At 68.3% G+C, this 24418-nt stretch carries 17 protein-coding genes; 5 read left to right on the top strand and 12 right to left on the bottom strand.

The window, feature by feature from the left end:
• Positions 1-76 precede the first annotated feature (76 nt).
• Complete coding sequence (gene pgl / locus K7G19_RS09245) at positions 77-757, bottom strand: 6-phosphogluconolactonase (RefSeq protein ID WP_150082301.1); 681 nt, start codon at positions 755-757, stop codon at positions 77-79.
• Between the two features lie 69 nt (positions 758-826).
• Positions 827-2275, bottom strand: coding sequence for a glucose-6-phosphate dehydrogenase (zwf, locus tag K7G19_RS09240; protein WP_187829214.1), 1449 nt, complete (start codon positions 2273-2275; stop codon positions 827-829).
• A 243-nt stretch (positions 2276-2518) separates the two neighbouring features.
• Here zwf and edd point away from each other — a divergent pair, with 243 nt between their 5' ends.
• Entirely contained in the window at positions 2519-4342 is a 1824-nt protein-coding gene (gene edd / locus K7G19_RS09235) for a phosphogluconate dehydratase (protein WP_226106944.1), read from the top strand.
• 49 nt (positions 4343-4391) lie between these two features.
• Here the strand turns inward: edd and K7G19_RS09230 are convergent, their stop codons facing one another.
• The 5 genes from K7G19_RS09230 to K7G19_RS09210 form a co-directional block, all read right to left on the bottom strand.
• A complete protein-coding gene (locus tag K7G19_RS09230; RefSeq protein WP_226106941.1) occupies positions 4392-5348 on the bottom strand; it encodes a mechanosensitive ion channel family protein in 957 nt (318 codons plus the stop codon).
• A gap of 46 nt (positions 5349-5394) precedes the next feature.
• Complete coding sequence (locus K7G19_RS09225) at positions 5395-6597, bottom strand: osmoprotectant NAGGN system M42 family peptidase (protein WP_149318600.1); 1203 nt, start codon at positions 6595-6597, stop codon at positions 5395-5397.
• Positions 6598-6659: 62 nt separating this feature from the next.
• On the bottom strand, positions 6660-8528 hold the full coding sequence (gene ngg / locus K7G19_RS09220) for an N-acetylglutaminylglutamine synthetase (RefSeq protein WP_226106940.1): 1869 nt from the start codon (positions 8526-8528) through the stop codon (positions 6660-6662).
• A 140-nt stretch (positions 8529-8668) separates the two neighbouring features.
• Positions 8669-10450 (bottom strand): N-acetylglutaminylglutamine amidotransferase, encoded by a 1782-nt coding sequence (locus K7G19_RS09215; protein ID WP_226106932.1) that lies wholly within the window; start codon positions 10448-10450, stop codon positions 8669-8671.
• 420 nt (positions 10451-10870) lie between these two features.
• Positions 10871-12133: an MFS transporter gene (locus tag K7G19_RS09210; protein ID WP_149318598.1), complete on the bottom strand. Its 1263-nt coding sequence runs from the start codon at positions 12131-12133 to the stop codon at positions 10871-10873.
• Positions 12134-12503: 370 nt separating this feature from the next.
• On the opposite strand from K7G19_RS09210, the gene K7G19_RS09205 reads away from it, so the two are divergent.
• Entirely contained in the window at positions 12504-14741 is a 2238-nt protein-coding gene (locus K7G19_RS09205) for a TonB-dependent siderophore receptor (protein WP_226106930.1), read from the top strand.
• Between the two features lie 130 nt (positions 14742-14871).
• On the opposite strand, the gene K7G19_RS09200 is transcribed toward K7G19_RS09205, so the two are convergent.
• Together K7G19_RS09200 and K7G19_RS09195 are read right to left on the bottom strand one after the other, a co-directional pair.
• On the bottom strand, positions 14872-16446 hold the full coding sequence (locus tag K7G19_RS09200; RefSeq protein ID WP_226106929.1) for a peptide chain release factor 3: 1575 nt from the start codon (positions 16444-16446) through the stop codon (positions 14872-14874).
• Between the two features lie 159 nt (positions 16447-16605).
• Positions 16606-17577, bottom strand: coding sequence for a YihY/virulence factor BrkB family protein (locus K7G19_RS09195; RefSeq protein ID WP_226106928.1), 972 nt, complete (start codon positions 17575-17577; stop codon positions 16606-16608).
• A gap of 396 nt (positions 17578-17973) precedes the next feature.
• On the opposite strand from K7G19_RS09195, the gene K7G19_RS09190 reads away from it, so the two are divergent.
• On the top strand, positions 17974-18156 hold the full coding sequence (locus tag K7G19_RS09190) for a hypothetical protein (RefSeq protein WP_226106927.1): 183 nt from the start codon (positions 17974-17976) through the stop codon (positions 18154-18156).
• 958 nt (positions 18157-19114) lie between these two features.
• On the top strand, positions 19115-19468 hold the full coding sequence (locus K7G19_RS09185) for a hypothetical protein (RefSeq protein ID WP_150082292.1): 354 nt from the start codon (positions 19115-19117) through the stop codon (positions 19466-19468).
• Between the two features lie 70 nt (positions 19469-19538).
• On the opposite strand, the gene K7G19_RS09180 is transcribed toward K7G19_RS09185, so the two are convergent.
• The 3 genes from K7G19_RS09180 to K7G19_RS09170 form a co-directional block, all read right to left on the bottom strand.
• On the bottom strand, positions 19539-20909 hold the full coding sequence (locus K7G19_RS09180; protein ID WP_226106926.1) for a sigma-54 dependent transcriptional regulator: 1371 nt from the start codon (positions 20907-20909) through the stop codon (positions 19539-19541).
• Between the two features lie 125 nt (positions 20910-21034).
• Positions 21035-21514, bottom strand: coding sequence for a hypothetical protein (locus K7G19_RS09175; RefSeq protein ID WP_226106925.1), 480 nt, complete (start codon positions 21512-21514; stop codon positions 21035-21037).
• Between the two features lie 535 nt (positions 21515-22049).
• Positions 22050-23414 (bottom strand): NCS2 family permease, encoded by a 1365-nt coding sequence (locus K7G19_RS09170; RefSeq protein WP_370639513.1) that lies wholly within the window; start codon positions 23412-23414, stop codon positions 22050-22052.
• A 381-nt stretch (positions 23415-23795) separates the two neighbouring features.
• Here K7G19_RS09170 and K7G19_RS09165 point away from each other — a divergent pair, with 381 nt between their 5' ends.
• Positions 23796-23999 carry a cold-shock protein gene (locus K7G19_RS09165; protein WP_006576725.1) on the top strand — a complete coding sequence of 68 codons (204 nt, stop codon included), beginning with the start codon at positions 23796-23798 and terminating at the stop codon, positions 23997-23999.
• Positions 24000-24418 lie beyond the last annotated feature (419 nt).

The raw sequence follows: 24418 nt of genomic DNA, 5'->3' as shown, positions 1-24418 counted from the left end.
CGGGGGCGTGTTCGGGCGGTGTGTTCGGGCGGCGTATCGAAGCGGCGTATCGAGTCAGCGTAGTCAGGCCTCGCAGTCAGGCAGTGAACACATCGAACCCATGCCGATGCCGGCTGGCCACCAGCCCCACCGGCAACGCGGGCCCCGGCTCCTGCAGCGCGCGCTCGAACACCTCGGCCTTGGCCGCGCCGGCAAACGCCAGGAAGACGCGCTCGGCCGCCAGCAACGCGGCCAGGTTCAGCGTCACGCGCGCATGCGGCGCGCTGGCCGGGCGTGTCACCACATAGCAGGGCGTATCGCCGTTCAGCGCTTCGCCGAGCTCCGGCGCATCGGCGAACAGCGACGCGGTATGGCCGTCCTCGCCCATCCCGAGCACCGCCACGTCGGGCTGGCGAAACGCGGCATTGAGGCGCACCACCGCCCGCGCGGGCTCGGACGCCTCGACCGCATCGGCGATCAGCGGCACGAAGCTGGCGGCGGCCGCGGCATCGCGCAGCAGGTGTTCCTGCACGAGGCGCGCGTTGCTGTCCTCGTGTCCGGGCGGCACCGCGCGCTCGTCGACCAGCGTGATGGTGACGGCGTCCCAGCGCACCGGCCGATAGCGCAGCCGCTCGAACATCGGCACCGGCGAGCGCCCGCCCGAAACGGCCAGCACAGCGTGTCCGCGGTCCTGGATGGCGAGGTCGAGCGCGTGACTGACGGAGGCGGCCAGCGCTTCGGCCTGGTCCAGCAGCGAGGGATGTTCGAAGCGGCGCATGGCGATTTCCGGGTCAGGGTTCGTTGGAGCGGAGCGGCGGGCCGATTCGCCAAAGCGGGCGAGCCGGCGTCAGACCTCCTCGTGCCACAGCGCGTTGTCGCGCGAGAGCAGCGCGGAGGACGCGGCCGGTCCCCAGGTGCCCGCGGTATAGGGCTTTGGCGGCAGCGAACTCTCGGCCCAGGTGTCGATGATCGGCTCGACCCAGCGCCATGCCTGCACCTGTTCGTCGCGGCGCACGAACAGGCCCAGCCGTCCGCGTATCACGTCGAGCAGCAGGCGTTCGTAGGCACCGGCGCGGCGCACCTTGAACGAGTTGGCGAAATCAAGGTCGAGCGAGGTCGGCGTCAGCGCGACCGTGTCGCCGGGCTGCTTGACGAGGAAATACAGCCGGATGCTTTCCTCGGGCTGCAGCCGGATCACCAGCCGGTTCTGCGGCGACAGCGTCAGCGGACGGGGAAAGATCGCATGGGGCACGTCGCGGAAATGGATCACGATCTCGGCCACGCGCGACTGCATCCGCTTGCCCGTACGCAGGTAGAACGGCACACCGGCCCAGCGCCAGTTGGCGATCTCGGCCTTGATCGCGACGAAGGTCTCGGTGCGGCTGTCCGGCGCGATGCCGGGCTCTTCGAGATAGCCGGGCACCGGCTTGCCGGCGATGGCGCCAGCGCGGTACTGCCCCCGCACCGTCTTCTCGGCGACCTCCTGCGGCGAGATCGGCTTGAGCGCCTTCAGGATCTTGATCTTCTCGTCGCGCACCGCGTCTTCGGTCAGGCTGGTGGGCGGTTCCATCGCGACCATGCAAAGCAACTGCAGCAGGTGGTTCTGCACCATGTCGCGCAGCGCGCCGGTCTGGTCGTAGAAATCGCCGCGGCCCTCGACACCGAGTTCCTCGGCGATCGTGATCTGCACGTCCTGCACCCATTCGCGCCGCCACAGCGGCTCGAACAGCGCGTTGCCGAAGCGGATCGCCATCAGGTTCTGCACCGACTCCTTGCCCAGGTAGTGATCGATCCGGTAGATCTGCTCCTCGGCGAAGTAGCGCGCCACCGCCGCGTTGATCGCCTCGTTCGAATCCAGATCGTGGCCCAGCGGTTTTTCCAGGACCACGCGCACCTTCGGATGGTTCAGGCCGGTGCGGCCGAACTGCTCGCAGATCGGCACGAACAGATGCGGCGCGGTGGCCAGGTAGCAGACCACGACCTCGGGTTGGCGGTCCAGCACCTTGCGCGCCAGCGCGTCGAAATGCTCGGGCTTGCGGGCGTCGGCCTGCACGTAGCACAGCCGCGCGACGAAGCTGGCCCAGTCGCCCGGCGGGGCGTGTTCGAGGCCCGGCCGCATGCCCTGCTCGAGCGTGGCGACGTATTCCTCGGTGGTGGAAGGATGGCTGCCCGTGGCCAGGATGCGCGCCGCGGGATGCAACAATCCGGCGCGATGCGCGTCGAACAAGGCCGGCAGCAGTTTGCGCCTGGCCAGGTCACCGGTGCCGCCAACCAGCACCATGTCGAAATCGGGCATGCTCACCCTGACCTCCTTGTCGCTTGATAGAGACCCCGTAGCGCGGCCGTTGCGGCCAGTTTACGTGAGTCGCGGGCGCTTTGCGAGCCACGCGGCAGCCAGCGGCGGCCGTGGTCGTGGGTGTGGCGGCGCGTGTGGCGACGAGAGGCGGCGCGGCGGGCATGCTCCGTGCAAGCCCCTGCAACATGCGCTAGGCTGAACTGCGACATGCCAGGCATTGAAGAATCCGCTGGAGAGAGCCCCATGCCCCATCCCGTACTCGAACAAGTGACGGCCCGCATCGTGGCCCGCAGCGCGCCGACGCGCCAAGCCTACCTGTCCCGCACGCAGGCCATGGCCGGCAGCAAGGTGCAACGCGCGCAGCTGTCCTGCACGAACCTCGCGCACGGCTTCGCCTCGATGCCCGAGCCCGCCAAGATCCGCCTGAAGGCCGAGGAACGGCCCAATGTGGCGATCGTTTCCTCGTACAACGACATGCTTTCGGCGCACCAACCGCTGGGAGAGTTCCCCGCCTGGATCAAGGAAGCCGCGCTCGAGGCCGGCGCCACCGCGCAATTCGCCGGTGGCGTGCCGGCGATGTGCGACGGCGTGACGCAGGGCCAGGACGGCATGGAGCTGTCGCTGTTCTCGCGCGACGTGATCGCCCAGGCCACCGCGGTCGCGCTGTCGCACCAGATGTTCGATGCGGCGCTGTATCTGGGCATCTGCGACAAGATCGTGCCCGGGCTGGTGATGGGAGCGCTGTCGTTCGGCCATCTGCCCGCGGTGTTCGTGCCGGGCGGGCCGATGCCGACCGGCATCCCGAACGAGGAAAAGGCCCGCATCCGCCAGTTGTATGCGCAGGGCAAGATCGGCCGGGAGGAACTGCTCGAGGCTGAAAGCCGCTCCTACCATTCGCCCGGCACCTGCACCTTCTACGGCACCGCCAATTCAAACCAGATGCTGATGGAGATCATGGGCCTGCATCTGCCGGGGACCGCCTTCATCAATCCCCACACGCCGCTGCGCGAGGCGCTGACGCGCGAGTCCGCGCGGCATGTGCTGCGGCTGGTGCACCAGGGCGAGCGCTATACGCCGATCGCGCAGGTGCTCGACGAACGCGCCTTCGTCAATGGCATCGTCGGCCTGCTGGCGACCGGCGGCTCGACCAACCACACGCTGCATCTGATCGCGATGGCGCGCGTGGCCGGCATCCTGCTGACCTGGGACGACTTCGACGAACTGTCGGCGGTGGTCCCACTGCTGGCGCGGGTCTATCCGAACGGCCAGGCCGACGTCAACGGCTTCCAGGCCGCGGGCGGTCTCGCGCTGGTGATCCGCGGCCTGCTGGCGCGCGGCCTCCTGCATGATGATGTGACCACCATCGTCGGACAGGGCCTGGAGGACTACACGCGCGAACCGGCGCTGCGCGAGGGCAAGCTGGTCTGGATCGACGGGCCGACCGAATCGCTGGACGCGTCGGTGGTGCGCGGCGCCGGCGAGCCGTTCGCGCCGGACGGCGGCATCAAGGTGCTGGACGGCAATATGGGCCGCGCGGTGATCAAGACCTCGGCGGTCAAGGCCGAGCATCAGGTGGTGCAGGCACCGGCGCGCGTGTTCCATCATCAGGACGACATGCTGGCCGCCTTCAAGCGCGGCGAGCTGGAGCGCGATTTCGTCGCGGTGCTGCCGTACCAGGGACCGGCGGCCTGCGGCATGCCCGAACTGCACAAGCTGACGCCGACGCTGACGGTGCTGCAGGACCGCGGCTTTCATGTGGCGCTGGTCACCGACGGCCGCATGTCGGGCGCCTCGGGCAAGGTGCCGGCCGCCATCCACGTCTGCCCCGAGGCGCTCAAGGGCGGCGCGATCGGCAAGGTCCGCGACGGCGACATGATCCGCGTCGATGCGCCGGCCGGCATCCTGACCGCGCTGGTGCCGCAGGCCGAATGGGAAGCGCGCACGATCGACGTGCCGGACCTGAGCCGCCATCGCCATGGCGTCGGCCGCGACCTGTTCGGCAACTTCCGCCGCAACGTCAGCACGGCGGAGGAAGGCGCCTGCACGCTGTTCGCGGACGAGGCCTGAGCGGCGGCGAGGGCCTGAGCGGCAGGGGCGCGGCCCCTGCCTGCCACCGCTAGGCGTGTCGCTGCGCGCCGCCCGGCGCGGACTGCGGCGACTGGGGCCGCTGGGCCGGCTGCGGCGTATGGGGCTGCGGCGTATGGTTCAGCACCAGCGCGGTCTGTTCGCCCTGACCGCCATTGCCCGGCACGCGCAGCTCCTGCACCGGCACCGCGATATCGATGCCGACCGCCTGCAGCTCGCGCTTGACGCGCTCGTAGAAGGCGAAGCGCAGGTTCCAGTAGTTGTCGTTGGAGGTCCAGCAGCGCAGGTTCAGCGTCACGCCCTCGCTGGTGAAGTTGACCACCATCGCCTCGGCCGCCGGCACCTCGAGCACGCGCTCGTCGTCGGCCAGCATATGGCGCAGCACCCGCAACGCGGTCTGCACGTCGGCGCCGAACGGCACCGTGACCTCGATATCGAGCCGGCGCGTCGGATTCTCGCTGTAGTTCGTGATCGCGCTGCCCCAGATCTTGTTGTTCGGCACGCGCAGGCAGACGCCGTCGAAGGTCGTCAGCTCGGTCATGAACAGCCCGGTCTCGCGCACGGTGCCGGCGATGCCCTGCGCGTCGATGTACTGGCCGACGCGGAACGGCCGCAGCAGCACCAGCATGATGCCCGCGGCGATGTTCTGCAGCGTGCCCTGCAGCGCCAGCCCGATCGCCAGGCCCGCGGCGCCGAGCATCGCGATGATGCTGGCGGTCTGCACGCCGAACTGCGACAGCACCAGGATCACGGTGACGACGCGCACCACCCACTGCGTGACGCTGCCCAGCATCGGCCGCAGCGTCGCGTCGACATGCGGGCGGTCGAAGGCGTGCAGCACCGCGTTGCGCGCGCGGCCGCTGAGCCACCAGCCCACCAGCAGGATAGCGAGCGCGGCCAGCACGTTCAAACCCTGGTGCACGGCCAGCTGCAGCAGATAGGCCCAGGTGGCCTGCAGCTTGTCGGCGTCGATGAAATTCAGATCCATGGCGTCGGCTCCGGAAAGGATGGCATCACGAAGGCGTCACGGTGCATCACGACGAACCCTCGCGGCGGGTATGCACCAGTTCGCCGGCATCGGGCAACGGCGTCTCGCTGCGCGTCAGCTGGCGCGGATCGAGCTGATGCGAGAAGCCCGCCACCGAGCCCATGCGGCGCTGGCGGTCCTCCGGCAGCGTCGGCCCGCTCTGGATATAGACGGTCAGCAGCTCGGCCAGATTGACCAGCACGTCCAGATGCGTCCGCTCGTAGCCATGCGAGGCATCGGCACCGAAGCACAGCAGCGCGGTGCGCACGTCGTGGCCCGCGCTGACCGCGGCACCGGCGTCCGAATGGTAGAAGCGGAACACGTCGCGATGGCTGGGGATGCCATGCTCGTCGCACAGCCGCAGCAGGCGTCGCGTCAGGTGATAGTCGTGCGGACCGGCCGAGTCCATCAGCGGAATCGTCACGCCTTCCTCGCGCGCGCCCTGCCCCGGCGCCACCGGACCGATATCGATGCCGATCACCTCGCTGACGTCGTCCTCGATCACCGCGGTCGCACCGGAGCCGACCTCTTCCGTCAGCGTAAACACCGCATGGCAGTCCATCGGCACCGAGGCGCCGCTCTCGCGCACCGCCTTCAGCGCGGCCAGCACCGCGGCGACGCCGGCCTTGTTGTCCAGATGCCGCGAGACGACATAGCCGTTGTCGAGGATTTCGGGATTGGCGTCGAAGGCGACGAAATCGCCGACCTGGATGCCGAGCGCGCGGATCTGCTCCGGCGTCGCCGCCGGTTCGTCGAGCCGCAGTTCGAGCTGGTCCCAGTTGACCGGCTGCGTATCCACCGCCTCGTTGTAGACGTGGCCCGAGGCCAGCAGCGGCAGCACCGAGCCGCGATGCCGGCCATGTTCGGTAAACAGCGTCACGCGGCCGCCTTCGGCCCAGCGGCTGGACCAGGTGCCGATCGGCGCCAGCGCGAGCCGGCCGTTGGGCTTGAGCTCGCGCACCATCGCGCCGAGCGTGTCCAGGTGCGCGACGATCGCGCAGTCGGGCCCCATGCCGCTGTTGGCGCGGTTGCCGCGCAGCGTCGCGCGGATGGTGCCGCGCCGGGTCAGCTGGTAGGGAATGTCCAGACCATCGAGCACATTGGCGGTGTAGTGCACGATCTCGTCGGTCAGCCCGGCCGGGCTGGGGATGGCGAGCAGCTCCAGCAACGCGGTCTTCAGGTACAGCCGGTCGATGTTCAGTTTCTGCATGGATGTCGATGCCTGGCGCCGCGCGCCCGGGACATGGCGCGCGAATCCGCTCAGGAATTGGCTCAGGAGGTGAAGGGGAACAACAGGTCGACGAAGCGCTCCGCGGTCGGCTGCGGCTCGTGATTGGCCAAGCCCGGCCGCTCGTTGGCTTCGATGATCACGTACTCGGGCTGGTCGGCGGCCGGCACCAGGAAGTCCAGGCCGACCACCGGGATGCGCAGCGCTCGCGCCGCGGTCTGCGCGGCCTCGCGCAGCACCGGATGGAGCTGGCCGGTGACGTCGTGCAGCGTGCCGCCGGTATGCAGGTTCGCGGTCTTGCGCACCGGCACGCGCTGGCCGGCGGCCGGCACCGATTGCAGCGTCAGGCCCTGCGCCGCCAGGCAGCGCTCGGTCTCGGCATCGAGCGGAATGCGGCTCTCGCCGCCGGTGGCGGCGCTGCGCCGCGCGCTGTGGCGCTCGATCAGCGTCTTCAGGTCGGCCTGCCCATCGCCAACCACCTCGGCCGGCTTGCGGATCGCCGCGGCCACCACCTCGTAGCCGATCACCACGATGCGCAGGTCCTGGCCCGGGCAGAACGATTCGAGCAGCACGGTGCCGCCCTCCTGGTGCGCGGTGTCGATCGCGCTGCGCAGATGGTCCTCGGTGCGGACGTCGACGCTGATGCCGCGGCCCTGCTCGCCGAAGGCGGGCTTGACCACCACCGAGCCGTGCTCGGCGAGGAAGGCGAGGTTCTCGGCATCGGTGCCGATCTGGCGCTGCGCCGGCACCTTCAGTCCGACCTGCTCCAGCCGCTTGCGCGTCAGCGCCTTGTCCTGGCACCACGTCATCGCCACCGCGCCGGTCAGCTCGGACAGCGACTCGCGGCACAGGATCTCGCGCCCGCCATAGCGCAGGCTGAAGATGCCGGCATCGGCATCGATGATCTCGACGCCGATGCCGCGCCGGCGCGCTTCCTTGACGATCAGCGCGGCATACGGATTGAGGTTGTCGCACTCGCTCGAGCCGGCGAACAGCGGCTCGTTGATCGCGTTCTTGTGCTTGACGACGAAGCCGTCGACCTGCACGAAGCCGAGCTTGTGGTACAGGCCGATCGCATGCTGGTTGTCGTGCAGCACCGACAGATCGAGATGCTTGCGTCCGCGCGAGGCGAACAGCGCGATCAGCTCGCGCACCAGCGCCTGGCCGACGCCCGCCAGATGCGTCTGCGGATCGACCACCAGGCACCACAGGCTGCTGCCGCCGCGCTCGTCGCCGAAGGCCAGCAGATGGTCCACGCCCATCGCCGAACCGATGATGTCGCCGGTCGATTCGTCCTCGGCGATCAGGTAGATCACCGCGTCGTGGTCGCGCTGGCGCCAGACCGTGGCGGGATCGAGCGGCACCATGTGGCGCGCCGCGTAGAGGCGGTTGATCGCCGCGATATCGGCGCGTGTCGTCAGGCGCCGGATCGTGACGCCGGCCGCGCCGGTTGCTGCGGCCGCGGCGGCATCGCCGTCCTCGAGCGTGCGGCGAAACAGCAGCGACGGGTCGAGGAACAGCGTCTGCGGCGCCTCGGCCAGCAGCAGCTGCGGCGCTTCCACATAGAGCGCGATATCACGCCGGCCCGGCGCTTCCTGCTGCAGCTCGGCGGCCAGCCGCGCCGGCGATTCGAACGACGGCGCGAACATCAGCCGGCCCCAGCCGCAGTCGAGCATTGCGTTCGGGCGCGCCGACACCGGCGCGGGCGCGGGGCTCGGCTGCACGGCGGGTTCCTGCTGCACCGGCGCGCCGCCGGCGTCGTGCATCACGGCGCGCGGGGGCTGCCCTTCGGCGCCGGTGGGCGCGCCGAGATGGAGCGAATCGGCCAGTACCGACGGCTTGGTCGACGGCTTGGCCGACTGCTTGGCCGAAGGCTTGGTGGCTGGGCGGACTTCCGCATTGACGGTCGACATTCGATCTTTCTCCTCGTTGTTGTCCGGGTTCTGGCCCCGGTCGTTGCCGACACGGGACTGCGGCCGCGCGCGGCGGCCGTTGGCGTCATCGTCAGGGTGGGGGGCTGCCGGTCCCGGTCTGTCGCCAGTCATGGCAGCCCTCACAGGCCATGCGACTGCAGCCAGCCCTCGAGCAGCGCGACTTGCCACAGCTTCGAGCCCTTGAGCGGGGTGATGTGGGCATCGGGGTCGGCCAGCATCGACTCGACCACGCCGGCCCGGTACAGGCCGCGCTGGCGTGCCGCGTCGCTGTCGACCAGGCCGCGCACGTAGTCGAGGAAGGGACCGCGCAGGTACTTCAGCGCCGGCACCGGGAAATAGCCCTTGGGGCGGTCGATCACCTCGGCGGGGATCACCTGCCGCGCGGCTTCCTTCAGCACGTGCTTGCCGCCCGCGGCGATCTTGTGGCGCGCCGGCATACGCGCGGCCAGTTCCACCAGGCGGTGATCGAGGAAGGGCACGCGCGCCTCCAGCGCATGCGCCATCGTCATGTTGTCGACGCGCTTGACCGGGTCCTCGACCAGCATCACGGTCGTGTCCAGCCGCAGCGCGCGATCGATCGCGCTGTCGGCGCCCGGCATGGCGAAATGCGCCGCCAGGAAGCGGCCGCTCGGATCGTCGGCCAGCCATTGCGGCGACAGCAGCTCGGCCATCTCCGACTGCGTGCGGTCGAAGAACACCTTGCGATAGGCCGCGACGCCGCCGTCGGCATCGGTATTGGCCGCCAGCGGCGGATACCAGTGGTAGCCGCCGAACACCTCGTCGGCGCCCTGCCCGCTCTGCACCACGCGGCTATGGCGCGCGACCGCCGCCGACAGCAGATAGAAGGCCACGCAGTCGTGGCTGACCATCGGCTCGCTCATCGCGTGGATCGCATCGGGCAAGGCGTCCAGCAGATCGGCCGCGGGGATCATCATCTTCTCGTGGCGCGTGCCGAAATGCCGGGCCACCAGATCGGAATAGTGGAACTCGTCGCCGGCCTCGCCGCCGGCCGCCTCGAAGCCGATCGCATAGGTGCGCAGGTCGGGCGTACCCGTTTCTGCGAGCAGGCCGGTGATCAGGCTGGAGTCCACACCGCCCGACAGCAGCACGCCGACCGGCACGTCGGCGACGGTACGCAGGCGCACCGCGTCGCGCAACGCGGCCAGCGTCATGTCGCGCCATTCCTCAAAGGTGCGCGCCTCGTCGGCGGCATCGTGGACGAAGTCGAGCCGCCACCAGGTACGGGTTTCGGTGCGGCCATCCGCATGCACGGTCATGTGCGTGGCGGGCGGCAGCTTGCGCACGCCCTGGACGATCGTATGCGGGGCCGGCACCACGGCGTGCAGCGTCAGGTAGTGATGCAGCGCGACCGGATCGAGCGCGGTATCGATGTCGCCGCCGGCCAGCAGCGCCGGCAGCGTCGAGGCAAAGCGCAGGCGCCGCGCGTCCTGGCTGTAGTACAGCGGCTTGATGCCGAGGCGGTCGCGCACCAGGTGCGTGGTGCCGGTGTCGCGCTCCCACAGCGCGAAGGCGAACATGCCGGCCAGGCGATCGAGCGCCGCGGGGCCCCAGGCGTGCCAGGCCTTGATGATGACCTCGGTGTCGCCGGTCGACGAGAACGTGTAGCCGCGCGCGCTCAGTTCCTCGCGCAGCGCGTGGTGGTTGTAGATCGCGCCGTTGAAGACGATGCCCATCCCCAGCGCGTTGTCGATGAAAGGCTGATGGGCGCGCTCGGACAGATCCATGATCCGCAGGCGCCGATGCCCGAAGGCGCGCCGGCCCAGGCCGAACAAGCCTTCGCCGTCAGGGCCGCGCGCGGCCTGCACCCGCGCCATGTCCGCCACGGCGTGAAGGTCGGCCATTTGTTGATCGAAACGTATTTCTCCTGCGATACCGCACATCGATGGTCTGCTCCCTTGCCCGCAGGCGCGCGGGACACCCTTGCTTATCGCACGGGGCGATGCCAGGGTCTGCCCGCGCTCATCCGACGCAATGTCGGAATTCGCCTACAGATAATCGAAATTGACAATATTTTCGGGACAGATCGATGGAGAAATGGTTTCCGTGAATATTTGGCAGGGCCCGGGCGAACGGGCGCGAGCCCTTGCCGGGCAAGGGCTGCAGCGGATGGAAAAATTTCGCAAAGAGTGCCGCCGGCGTCGCTTTCAGCAGCGTGGCCGCACGCAGAAACGGGTACGCTTCGGCTGGGACTCCGGTCGAACTCCGGTCGAACTCCGGTCGAACTCCGGTCGAACTCCGGTCGAACTCCGGTCGAACTCCGGTCGAACTCCGGTCGAACTCCGGTCGGAATCAGGCGGGATTCAGGTGGCCCCGGGGCTGTCGTGAAGCCGGTTGCGGTTCGCCAGCGCCGGGAACAGCCGCATCCACACGGCCACCACCACCAGCGTGCCGATGCCGCCGAGCAGCACCGCGCCGACCGGACCCAGCCAGGCCGCCGTCACGCCGGATTCGAATTCCCCAAGCTGATTGGAGGCGCCGATAAAGACGGAGTTGACCGCGCCGACCCGCCCGCGCATGTCATCCGGCGTATCGAGCTGGACCAGCGTCGAGCGCACCACCACGCTGATCATGTCCGAGGCGCCCAGCACCACCAGCGCCAGCATCGACAAGGGCAGCAGCGTCGACAACCCGAAGCAGATCGTCGCCAGGCCGAACAGTGCCACCGCGCCGAACATCACGCGGCCCACCTTGCGCTCGAGCGGATGACGGGCCAGCCAGATCGCGGTGGCCAGCGCGCCGATCGCCGGCGACGAGCGCAGCAGCCCCAGGCCCCACGGACCGGTATGCAGGATGTCGCGCGCGTAGATCGGCAGCAGCGCGGTCGCGCCGCCCAGCAGCACCGCGAACAGGTCCAGCGAGATCGCGCCCAGCAGCACCGGCCGGCTGCGGATATAGGCAAACCCGGCGAACAGCGTGCTGATGCTGACCGGGGCGGTCAACCGCTGCGGCCGCTGCCGCAGCTTCAGCAGCGTGATCAGCGTGGCGGCCGCCAGGAACAGCAGCGCGCCGATGCCGTAAACCACGCCGGGGCCCGCGACATAGGCAAAGCCGCCGAGCGCCGGGCCGACGATGATCGCGGTCTGCGTCGCCGAGCTCGACAGCGCGACCGCGCGCGGCAGCTGGCGCGGCGTTACCACGCTGGGCAGCAGCGCCTGCAGCGTGGGGGTTTCGAAGGCACGGGTCGCGCCGAGCAGTGCGACGAACACAAAAATGTGTTCGTGCCGGACCCAGCCGGCGAGACTGGCCGCCGCCATGCCGAGGGCAATTGCCGCTTCGGTCAGCTGGCAGATCCGCACGATCTGGCGACGGTCGAAGCGGTCGGCGACGTGGCCCGACATCAGCAGCAGCACCACCGAGGGCAGGAACTGCACCAGGCCAACCAGGCCCAGCATCAGCGGGTCGCCGGTCAGGTCGTACATCTGCCAGCCCACCGCCACGGTCAGGATCTGGTAGCCGATCGTCGTACAGAGACGGGCGCACCAGAACATGCGGAAACCGGGGTCGCGAAAGACCGAATCCGGATCGGAGGCGGACGGCGTGCTGCTGGCAGGGGTGGGAGGCATGGCGGGAGAGGGAAGCGGCGCCGTCTTGTGCGGTGGCGGCTGCCGGGACAGCGGGAGGCCGGTGTAGCGGGTCATGAGTGGCCCATGGCCCGCCTCGCCGGCAAGCCGCAATTCTAGCGGAGCGGCGCCAGGCGCGCTGGACGTTACATGAATCCCTGCTGGCAGCGCGGTGTTGGCGTCACGCAACGTCGACCATGACGACGGGGCCGGTTTGCGGCGCCTGAGAATGCTTCGCATTTATAATTCGCCGCTTCTTGGGTGACGCGGAGGCCGTGATGCCGCTTTCACCTGGTCGCGGTCCGGTCGCCGCGCCATCGCGCGGATCCGACCCCGCTTTCGCCGCTTTCCCGCCTCTGTTCAGGATCCGATCTTGCAAGCCGCCTTCCGCCTGACCGCCGCAGCCGCCGGCGTCGCCCTGCTGTGCCTGTCGTCCCCGGCCCGTTCGGCCGAGCCCATTGTGATCGCCCAGGCGTCGCCGCAGGCGCACACGCAACTTCAGGCGCAAGCTCAGACGCAGCCCCAGGAAGCTCAGGCCCAAGTTCAGGCGCAAGCCGCCCCGGCCGCCGCGGACGCCGACAAGACGCTGAGCACGGTGACCGTGGTCGGCAACTGGCTGGATCAGCCAAACGAAACCAAGGTGCTGGAGCACCCGGGCGCGCGCTCGATCGCCGACCGCCGGACCATCGAGGAAAGCGGCGCGACCAATGTGCGCGAGGTGCTGCGCCGCATGCCGGGCGTGCAGGTGCAGGACAGCAACGGCACCGGCGGCAGCGACATCTCGCTGAACGTCGGCGTGCGCGGCCTGGCCTCGCGCCTGTCGCCCCGCTCGACCGTGCTGCTGGACGGCGTTCCGCTGGCGGTCGCGCCCTACGGCCAGCCGCAGCTGTCGATGGCCCCACTGTCGATGGGCAATATCGACACCATCGACGTGGTGCGCGGCGCGGGCTCCGTGCGCTATGGCCCGCAGAACGTCGGCGGCATCATCAACTTCGTGACCCGGCCGATTCCGCAGACCTTTGCCGCGCAGGCCTCGGTGGAGACCGAGGTGGCAACGCACGGCGGCAATGTGAAGACCATGCCGAGCGTCTTCATCGGCGGCACCAACGACAACGGCCTCGGCGGCGCGCTGATGTATTCGGGCGTGCACGGCGACGGCTATCGCCGCGGCAACGACCGCGTCGATATCGACGACCTGATGCTCAAGGGTTCGTACCGCATCTCCAGCACGGACCAGATCACCGCCAGCTATCACTACTACGAGGCGCTGGCCGACATGCCGGGCGGCCTGACCGCCGCGCAGTACGCCGCCGATCCGTTCCAGTCGGTGCGGCCGTACGACACCTTCGCCGGCCGCCGCAACGACGTCTCGCTGAAGTATTCGCACCAGGACAACAACCGCAAGTTCGAGGTGCTGACGTACTACACCGACAGCTTCCGTGGCAGCCAGATCGAGAGCGAGAGCGCCGGCCGCCGTCGCCTTGGCTCGTTCCCGCGCCACTACCACACCTTCGCCGTCGAGCCGCGCTATTCGCAGCTGTTCCGCGGCGCCAACATGAGCCACGAGGTCAGCGTCGGCTACCGCTACCTGCGCGAGGCCAGCGACGAGCAGGCATCGCGCACGGCGTTCTACACGCCGGGCACGGTCGATCCGACCACGATCGCCTCGCCGATGTACCAATGGCGCAGCGGCGGCACCACGGCGAACGCGGTCTATATCGACGACACCATCAACGTCGGCAACTGGACCATCACGCCGGGCCTGCGCTATGAAATGATCCGCTCGAACATCACGGACCATTTCACGCAGCGCCGCACCGACATCAAGTCGGACGAGCCGCTGCCCTCGCTGGCGGTGATGTACCACGTCAGCGACAACTGGAAGCTGTTCGGCAATGCCGGCGTCTCGTTCGGGCCGCTGCAGTACTTCCAGATCGCGCAGACCACCAACGGCCTGGCGCCGGAAAAGGCCAAGACCTACGAGCTGGGCACGCACTTCAACGCCAACGGCTGGGGCGGCGAGCTGACGCTGTTCAACATCGACTTCGACGACGAGCTGCAGCTGCGCGGCGGCACGATGGGCAGCCCGGACGCGTGGACCAATCTCGGCGCGACGCGCCACCGCGGCGTCGAGAGCTCGCTGCGCTACGACTTCGGCACGCTGTCGAAGGCGCTGGCCGGCCTGTCGGCGTATGCGGGCTATACCTATACCGAGGCCACCTACAACCACGGCACCTTCGCCGGGCGCGACCTGCCGTTCTACTCGCGCCATGTGGCCACCGCCGGCGTGCGCTACAGCCGCAACCGCTGGACGCTGAACGTCGATGGCTTCGCGCAATCGCGCCAGCATTCGCCCGGGGATCCGACCGACGGCACGCCGTACCAGACCGCCGAGAGCGCCAACGGCGCGCTGGGGGACATCCCCGGCTACGCGCTGGTGCACATGCGCCTGGGCTACGACTTCGGCAAGTCGATGTCGAACCTGAAGCTGGCGGTGGGCGTCAAGAACCTGTTCGATCGCCGCTATTTCACGCGCTCGACCGACAACAACCTGGGCAAGTACGTCGGCATGCCGCGCACGTTCTACGTGCAGGCGACGCTGGCGTTCTGAGGGACTTGAGCTGGGCGGGGGCGGGGTTTGAAGCGAGGTCTGCCGGGCGCTTGCCCGGGGCACGTTGCGTGTCCGCGGGCAAGACGCTGAATCCCCGCCTGCGCGGGGACGACGATGCGGCGCGCGCCGCCTAGACGATCTCGCGCGTTTCCATGAATTGCAGGTTCGGGAAGCGTTCCTGCGTCAGCCGCAGGTTCACCATGCTCGGCGCCAGATAGACGTGGTCGCCGGCGCCGTCGAGCGCGACGTTGTGGCCGGCCTTCTCGATCAGCTTCTCGATCTCGGCCGGGTCGCCCTTGAGCCAGCGCGCGGTCGCGCACTCGTGCGATTCGAAGATCGCGTCGACGCCGTACTCGTGCTCGAGCCGGTGCGCCACCACGTCGAACTGCAGGATGCCCACCGCGCCGAGCACCAGCTCGTTCGAGGCGATCGGGCGGAACATCTGCGTCGCGCCTTCCTCGGCCAGCTGCTGCAGGCCCTTCTGCAGCTGCTTGACCTTCAGCGGATTGTTCAGCCGTGCGCGGCGGAAGTGTTCCGGCGCGAACGATGGAATGCCGGTGAACTTGAGCGCCTCGCCTTCCGTGAAGACATCGCCCAGGCGGATCGTGCCGTGGTTGGGCACGCCGATGATGTCGCCGGCGTAGGCCTCCTCGGTGGTGTTGCGGTCCTGCGCCATGAAGGTGATCGCGTTGTTGATCGCCACCGTCTTGCCGGCCGACACGTGCAGCAGCTTCATGCCGCGCGTGAAGCGGCCGGAGCAGACCCGCACGAACGCAATGCGGTCGCGGTGGCGCGGGTCCATGTTGGCCTGGATCTTGAACACGAAGCCGCTGAACTTGGCTTCCTCGGGCTGCACCGTGCGGCTGTCGGTCGCCCGCGGCTGCGGCGAGGGCGACAGGTCGCACAGCGCGTCGAGCAGCGACTGTACGCCGAAGTTGTTGATCGCCGAGCCGAAATAGACCGGGGTCTGCTTGCCGGCCAGGAAGGCGTCCTTGTCGAAGGCGTGCGAGGCGCCGCGCACCAGTTCGATCTCGACGCGCAGTTCCTCGGCCTGCGAACCGAGCACGCGGTCGAGCTCGGGATTGTCCAGTCCGTCCAGGATGGCGGCGGTGCCCTTCTCGCCGTGCGGATCGAACAGCTGCACCTTGTCGTCGATCAGGTGATAGACGCCGCGGAACGCCTTGCCCATGCCGATCGGCCAGGTCATCGGCGCGCACTGGATCTTCAGCACGTCCTCGATCTCGTCGAGCAGCTCGATCGGCGAGCGCCCTTCGCGGTCCAGCTTGTTGATGAAGGTCAGGATCGGCGTATCGCGCAGCCGGCAGACGTTCAGCAGCTTGATCGTCTGCGCCTCCACGCCGTTGACCGAGTCGATCACCATCACCGCCGAGTCGACCGCGGTCAGCGTGCGGTAGGTGTCTTCCGAGAAGTCCTCGTGGCCCGGGGTGTCGAGCAGGTTGACGATGTGCTCGCGGTACGGGAACTGCATCACCGACGAGGTCACCGAGATGCCGCGCTGCTTTTCCAGCTCCATCCAGTCGGAGGTGGCGTGGCGGTCGGCCTTGCGCGCCCGCACCTCGCCGGCGACCTGGATCGCGCCGCCGAACCACAGCAGCTTTTCCGTCAGCGTGGTCTTGCCGGCGTCGGGGTGGGAAATGATGGCAAAGGTGCGACGACGCGCAATTTCGGATTCGAGCGAGCTCACGGTAGGACGTTCGGATGGCAGGCGATTGGATCGGGACCCGGAGGGCGCGGCAGAGGCGATGGCGAAGCCGATCGCGCCGCGCCTGGTGTGTCGCGTTCCGCGGCGGCCGGCTTGGGATCGGCTGTCGCGGCGGAGCGCCCGAGGGAATGGGCCGCTATTCTACCGGTTCCCGGCGCCGACCGGTTCCGGCGCCTCGCCGCGGCGCCGCCGCTCCCGCAGGCTGCCGAATTGCAGCGCGTACTGATGGGTCAGTTCGGCGCCGAAGAAGAAGATCTGGGCCGAGTAGTACACCCACAGCATCAGCGCCACCACCGAGCCGGCCGCCCCGTACGAGGACGCCACCGCGCTGTTGCCCAGGTAGATGCCGATCAGGCGCTTGCCGACCGAGAACAGCACCGCGGTGATCACCGCGCCCATCGTCACGTCCCGCCAGGTCACGCGCACGCGCGGCAGCATCTTGAACACCACCGCGAACAGCGCGGTGACCACGGCGAACGAGAAGCCGTTGGAGATGGTGGTCGCGACCGGGGCCAGCCACGACTCGAACCACATGCCGTCCCAGAAGCGCTGCACCACCGCGATCGCGGCATTGACCACGAGCGACACGAGCAGCATGAAGGCCAGCACCAGCACCAGGCTGAACGACAGCAGCCGCGTGCGCACCAGCGAACGCCAGCCGCTGGCCGGCGTCGCATCGGCCTCCCAGATATCGTCCAGGCTCGCCTTGAGCTCGGCGAAGGCGCTGGTCGCGCCGACGATCAGGATGCCGGTGGCGATCAGCGCCGCCACGCCGCTGCCGCCGGCGCGGTGCGTGGCGGCCAGGATTTCCTGGATCGCCGTCGCGCCCTGCGTGCCGAGCAGGCCCTCGAGCTGCTCGAAGATCTCGCCGCGGGCCGCTTCGGCGCCGAAGAACAGCCCCGCGATCGAGATCACCAGCACCAGGATCGGCGCCAGCGAGAACAGCATGTAGAACGACAGCGCGGCGCCCTTGCTGGCGGCGCGGTGCGCAAACCAGGCCTGCACGGCGCCCGTCACCACCATCGCGGTGCGGCGCAGGGTATGGCGGTCGGGCAGCATGCGGGCCAGGCCGTGCCAGCGGCCGTCGCGGTGCTCGGGGTCGGGTTGGTACATCGGCAAGAAGGCGCTCCCTGGCTTGGTCGGTGGGCTGAGGTCCGGAGGGGCTGGGGGTCGTGCCGCCGCAGGGCGCGGCCGGCGGGGCAGTGTTCAGGATACCGCGCCTGGCGGCTGTGCCCAAGCCGCGTTCGGGGCAAGGGCTCGCGCAGGCGGGCGCAAGCGGGCGCGAGAGCCGGTGCAAGAGTCGTTGCAAGAGCCGGTGCAAGAGCCGGTGCAGGGGCGGGTGCAAGGGCGGGTGCAAGGGCTGGCGCGAGCGTCAGTACAAGGGGTAGCGCGAGGCCTGTGAAAGAGCGGGCGCAAGGGCCGGCCGCGACCAACTGCTAGAGTAAAAGCGGGCGGCGCGCCATTCCGCCGCCGCGTCTTTCGTCTCTTCTCTCTCCTTCAGGAGGTACCGTGATCCGTTTTCCGATCGCATCCTTCCCCGCCCTCCGGCTCGGCACACTCGCGCTGGGCGTCGCCGCCATCCTGGCGACCGCCGGCTGCGACCGCAGCCAGCCCGGCCCGAAACCGATTTCGGGCGACACGCCCGCCGCCGACACCGCGCCTTCGGCCAACCCGCCGGCTCGCAAGGAATGACGCCGAGGCGCGGCCTCGGTTTCGGCCTCGGTTTCGGCCTCGGTTTGGGCGTCGGTTTGGGCCGCGATTTGGCCGCGGTTTCGCCGCGGTTTGGCCGCGTCTGGGGCCGACGTGGGGGCCGCCGATGCTCGTCGCAGGCCGATGCGTACCCGTTTCTGCGGACGTTCGTGTGTGGGTTTCCGAGTGTTATGGACGCGTCGGGTGCCGCCGTCGCGCTTTTCGCCCGTCTGCGCGCGTCCGGCACCCGTGCGTTAAGCCGGTGTAACCGCGCCGCCCTTGGCTGCGCGGCGCGGGCCAGGCAGGGGACTTCGGCCGTATCGGCGAGCCCGTCGCGCCGTTCCCTGCCCTGACTTCATCCGGAATTCCTCCTTTGGACGGATGCCGGCGCCCGTGCCGTTGTGCCGGCGCGCCGTTGGCCACCGTCCCGGCGTCGACGGCATGGCCGGGAGGGAAACACCGTGCGCGCAGCCGCCGCCACCCCGGTTTCAGGGCCGCAACAGAATCGGACCGGTCCGTCCAGGGCGATCCGTCGCGCGCGCGGCCAATGGCCGCAAACCCAACGGGGACAACGGCGGGCGCATCTTGGCACGCTTGTCGCAACAGGCCGTGGAGAGCCAGGACCCACGCTTCAGCCACGGGAGAGCGCCCCACCATGCGTCACCCTCCAGCACGCATGACGGCACGACGCCGCGCCCAGCGTCCGGCGCGCGCCGCGCCGTCGGTATTGCAACTGCTGTCGCCCCCGCTATTGGCTGCGCCGCGGTTGCCGCATCGGGCGACATCGTCGTTCTGCACGGAGTCCAACCGCGTCCTGCCGATCGGGGCCTTCCGCAGCCGGACACGGCGATAGCCGCCCTTCCGTGGATCGTCGGCGGCCACGGGCCGCCCACAGGTCGGCCTGTCCACGCGCCGCGGCGCGCCGGCTGGCCATCCGGCATCCGATCAGGGAGGAGACACAATGAAAACCAGGCTTTGCGCATTCGCTGCGTTGGCCGCGTTCTGTACCAGCGCCGCGGCCGGCAGCTTCAGCCATCTGGACCGGTCCGACGATGCCGAGATCCACAGCCATACGGCATGGAGCAACGATATCTACGTCAAGGGCTTCGGCTTGTCGCTGGGCCTGCTCGGCGCCGGCGCGCAGGACGACGAGGCGCCCGGCCAGCAGTCCGCGGTGGACGACGACGGCAAGACACGGCAGGTGGCCCGCCTGCCGATCGATCTGCTGGCGGCATCGGCCGATTCGGTCGGCTACGGTGGCGGCCTGGCATCGGGCTGCTGGAAGCCGGCCTCGTCATTGGCGCCGCGGCGCTGAGCGGCAAGCGCCATGAAAAAGGGGCCGATGAATCGTCGGCCCCGCTGATTGCCGCTGTCTCGGCGGTGCGCTACTCGGCGTGGCTCGACTGGCCTTCGACGCGGATATTGTGCTTGTGCATCAGCCGGTAGAGCGTGACACGCGACACGTTGAGCTCGCGCGCGGCGGGCACCACGTGGAAGCCGTGGCTCGCCATCACCGAGCGGATGGCCTCGCGCTCGGCCTCTTCGCGGATCGCGTCGAGGGTCTTGCGCGGCGCGTCGCTGTTGCCGTGCAACTGCAGGTCCTCGGCGGTGATCTTGCGATTGTCGGTCATCACGATCGCGCGGCGCACCCGGTTGATCAGTTCGCGCACATTGCCGGGCCAGCCGTACTGCATCATCGCCTGCGTCGCGCACGGCGAGAAACCGCGAATGCGCCGATGGGCCTCGTGGCCGTGCTCGGCGAGCACCGCGTTGGCCAGCAGCAGGATGTCCTCGCCGCGCTCGCGCAGCGGCGGGATCGACAGCGTCAGCACGCACAGCCGGTGGAACAGATCGGAACGGAAGCGCCCCTCGGCCTGCGCCGCGACCAGGTCCACGTGCGTCGCCGAGATGATGCGCAGGTCCAGCGGTATCGACTGATGGCCGCCCAGGCGCGTGATCATGCCCTGCTGCAGGAAGCGCAGCAGCGCGACCTGGCTCTCCAGCGGCAGATCGCCGATCTCGTCCAGAAACAGCGTGCCGCCCTGCGCCTGCTCGATCCAGCCGATCTTGCGCTGGTTGGCGCCGGTGAAGGCGCCCTTCTCGTAGCCGAACAGTTCGGACTGCACCAGGTGCGGCGGAATCGCGCCGCAGTTGATCGCGACGAAGGGCCCCTTGCGCCGGTTCGACGCTTCGTGGATCGCCTGCGTGGCCAGTTCCTTGCCGGTGCCGGACTCGCCCGAGATGAACACCGGGGCGTCGTTGTGCGCGACCTTGGCCAGCGAGCGGAACATCCCCCGCATCGGCGCGCATTCGCCGATCATCTTGCCCTGCACCGCCGTATCCGGCCCGCGGGCGGCGTGCAGCGCGGCCATGCCATGCGCGTGCTTGAGCGTGTAGGCCAGTTCGCTGTAGGAGAACGGCACGCGCACATAGTCGACGCAATAGTCGCGGATCAGGCGCCGCACCCGCTCGTCCTCGAGCCGCTGCGGCGAGGTGATCGCGACCCACATCACGTGCAGGCATTGCAGGCTCTGCTCGAGCAGCGCGATCTCGGCATCGGTGTATTCGGTCTCCAGGTCGAGCACGCCAGCCATCGGCGCGCTGCTGCGAACGACCCGTGGCAGGTCGCGCAACTGGTGATGGTGGCGGATCTCCCAGCCGGGTCCGAACTGGCTCGCGTCGATGCCGAAGTTCTGCTGTCGTGATACCACCAGGACCTGCGCGGCCCGCGATGTCGGCTTGTTGAGTCGGTCCATCCCGTTCTCCCGCGCGTTTGGCGTGGCCGCATGCCGCACGGTCTCGCTGCGCCGGCTGGCGGACGGGATCGGGCTGCGGTCCAGTTGTATGCGGTGCGGCTGGGCACCCAGGTGGGCGGCCGCCATTACACGCTCGAAACGCTGTGGGGAGGGAGATCGAACATCGCGGTCGGCGTCGTGCCGCTGCGCAGCTGTTCACGAATGGTGCGGCGCATGCTGTCCCGCTCGCGCATCAGGCGATCGCTCGGGGCATGCAGGGTCTGGCCGGAATAGCGGTGATAGAGGGCCTGATAGGTCAGCACGTTGACGATCCATTCCTCGCGCTGGGCGCGCAGGCGGGCGATGTCGGCTTCGAGCTGGCGGTGGCGTTGCAACAGGCCTTCAATGGCCTGCCGGACGTTCGATGGCACGCTGTCGTCGGCCGCGAGCACGGCGGCCACGGCATCGGCGATGGATTCGTCGCGATGCTCGCGATGGGACTGGCTGGGAGCGTGTTCGGGTTTGGCGCCGGCGACATTGGCCAGATGGCTCCAGGCGCGGGTAATCGAAGGCGTGGCGGATCGAGTCGGCTCGAGAACGGGCCGATGGACTTCTCCTGCGGTCATGATTCTTCCCCGTTGAACAACATCCCCCGGCACTACACGTTCGCGATTACCACTTGTTCCGCTTATTGTTTCGGCACGCTTTGCGCATGCTCTCGTCGTGGAGGCGAAGCCGCCTGAAGGCGGTCTGTCTGTACGTCCGCTTCACGCGGATCGAATGGGTCTGCGTCGCGCCATGGGCGCACTCCGTTGCCCGGAGTCAACAAGGGGCGCTTCGAAGCGCCCCGGGAATAGCACGCCTCTAGTTCAGTGCATTTGGCTTCGTTTGTCTAGCCCCCACGCGGGGCATGCGCCCAAAATCATCCTTCGGTATGACCGTAACAACGGTGGCCCATCATGGTGCGGGAGGTAAATAAGTACTTACCTTGAACGCAGAAACGGGTACGGTGCCCGCGTTCCGCGCTGCTGCAGCGCACGCAGAAACGGGTACGGTCCGGTGACTTTGCAGCGAAATTTCGAACGTTCGGGGGCACGTCCCGGACGATGGCCATGAAAAAGGGCGGCCGTGGCCGCCCTTGCTGCAAGCGATGCCGCCAGGTCAATGGCCGGGCAGATAGTAGAACTTGAAGACGAAGACGGCGGCGATGATCCACACCATGATCGGCACGTCCTTGGCCCGGCCGGTCAGCAGCTTCAGGCCCGCATAGGTCACAAAGCCGAAGGCCACGCCGTTGGCGACCGAATAGGTGAACGGCATGCCCAGCGCGGTGAGCACCGCCGGCACCACTTCGGTGGCGTCGTTCCAGTCGATGTCGACCAGCTCGCGCAGCATCAGGCAGGAGACATAGAGCAGCGCCGGCGCGGTGGCGTAAGCCGGCACGGTGCCGGCCAGCGGTGCGATGAACAGGCAGGCCAGGAACAGCACGGCCACCGTCACCGCGGTCAGGCCGGTGCGGCCGCCGGCCTGCACGCCAGAGGCGCTTTCGATGTAGGCCGTGGTCGACGAGGTACCGAGGAAGGAGCCGGCCATGATGGCCGTGCTGTCCGCCATCAGCGCCTTGTTCAGCCGATCCATCTTGCCCGCCTTGAGCAGCCCCGCGCGGTTGGCCACGCCCATCAGCGTGCCGGTCGCATCGAACAGCTCGACCAGGAAGAACACCAGCACCACATTGATGATGCCGATCGACAGCGCGGCGGTGATGTCGAGCTTGAACAGGGTCGGATCGATCGACGGCGGGGCGGACACGATGCCGTGGAAGGTGTTGCCACCAAACGCGAAGCTCAGCAGCGTGGTCAGCAGGATGCCGATCAGGATCGCGCCCTTCACCTTGAGGCGGTCCAGTGCGACGATCGCCAGGAAGCCGACGATGGCCAGCACCGCCGAGGGCTGATGCAGATCGCCGAGCGTGACAAGCGTGGCGGGGCTGGCGGTGACGATGCCGGCGTTCTTCAGCGCGACGATGGCGAGAAACAGCCCGATGCCCGCGGTGATCGCCACCCGGATCGAATGCGGGATGCCGTTGACGATCATCTCCCGCACACGCAGCAGCGTCACCAGCAGGAACAGACAGCCCGAGATGAACACCGCGCCGAGCGCGGCTTCCCACGGCAGGCCCATGCCCTTGACGACGGTGTAGGCGAAATAGGCATTGAGCCCCATGCCCGGCGCCATCGCGATCGGATAGTTGGCGTAGAAGCCCATGATCAGCGTACCGAGCGCCGCGGCCACGCAGGTGGCGACGAACACCGCGTCCTTCGGCATGCCCGCATCGCCCAGGATGGTCGGGTTGACGAAGATGATGTACGCCATCGTCAGGAAGGTCGTGACGCCGGCCAGTATCTCGGTGCGCACGTCGGTCTGGTGCTCGCTCAGCTTGAACAGGCGTTCGAGCGGCGAGCGGCGCGCCGGCGTGGTCATGGCGGGTGTGTCGTTGGGTTCGGAAAGGGGTTCGGGCATCGACATGCTGTGTCTCCTGTATCGTTTTGTCCCGTCTCTCGCAAAAGGCAAGAGCCTCCTTCCGGCGCGTTGGCCAGGGAGGCACACGTAATGTCTTACACTTTTGTATACAGGTGCGCCGATACGGACAAATAGACTGTATGCAAAATGGGTGATGATCGCACGAGGGCACTCGCGTGATCTAGCCTGCAGCAGGGGAACACCGCTCTTGACGTGGGCTCCGATCCCCCGTATAAAGCGCGCTAGATTCAAGCGACGAGGCAACAGCACATTCGTTAGCCACCGTCATGGTACTTCGGTTGTCCATGGTGTCCTTTCCTTGAGTTGCTCTGCCGGAAGCGCCCTGAGCGCCTCCGTTTTTTAATTTTTTTTAGGAAATGCAAGACCATGAAAACCGGTATCGTCAAATGGTTCAACGACGCCAAGGGTTTCGGTTTCATCAAGCCGGACGAAGGCGGTGATGATCTGTTCGCCCACTTCTCGGAAATCCAGGGCTCTGGATTCAAGTCGCTGCAAGAAAACCAGCGCGTTTCGTTCGAAGTGAAGAACGGCCCGAAGGGCCTGCAAGCAGCGAACATCACCCCGCTGTAAGGCCTCGCGCTCCTCGCCTTCGGGCGAGAAGACACTGAAAGCCCCGCCCCGTGCGGGGCTTTTTGTTTTGTGGCGCGGCGAACTTCGTCGGTCCGCCAAGCGCTGGCCGCCGGGCGGCGTCGTCCGGGTTCGACGTCTCTCTTCGGCCCCTTCCCTCGCTCCTTCCCTGGCTCCTTCCCTGGCTCCTTCCCTCGCTCCTTCCCTGGCTCCTTCCCTGGCTCCTTCCCTCGCTCCTTCCCTCGCTCCTTCCCTGGCTCCTTCACTGGCTCCTTCACTGGCTCCTTCACTGGCTCCTTCACTGGCTCCTTCACTGGCTCCTTCACTGGCTCCTTCCCTGGCTCCTTCACTGGCCCTTCACTGGCCCTTCACTCGCCCCTTCACTCGCCCCGTCCTCCGCCCCTCCTCCTCGCCCCCCGTCC

Source organism: Cupriavidus sp. DB3 (genome assembly GCF_020418465.1).
Lineage (GTDB): Bacteria > Pseudomonadota > Gammaproteobacteria > Burkholderiales > Burkholderiaceae > Cupriavidus > Cupriavidus cauae.
This window is presented reverse-complemented; position numbering and strand designations above follow the sequence as displayed.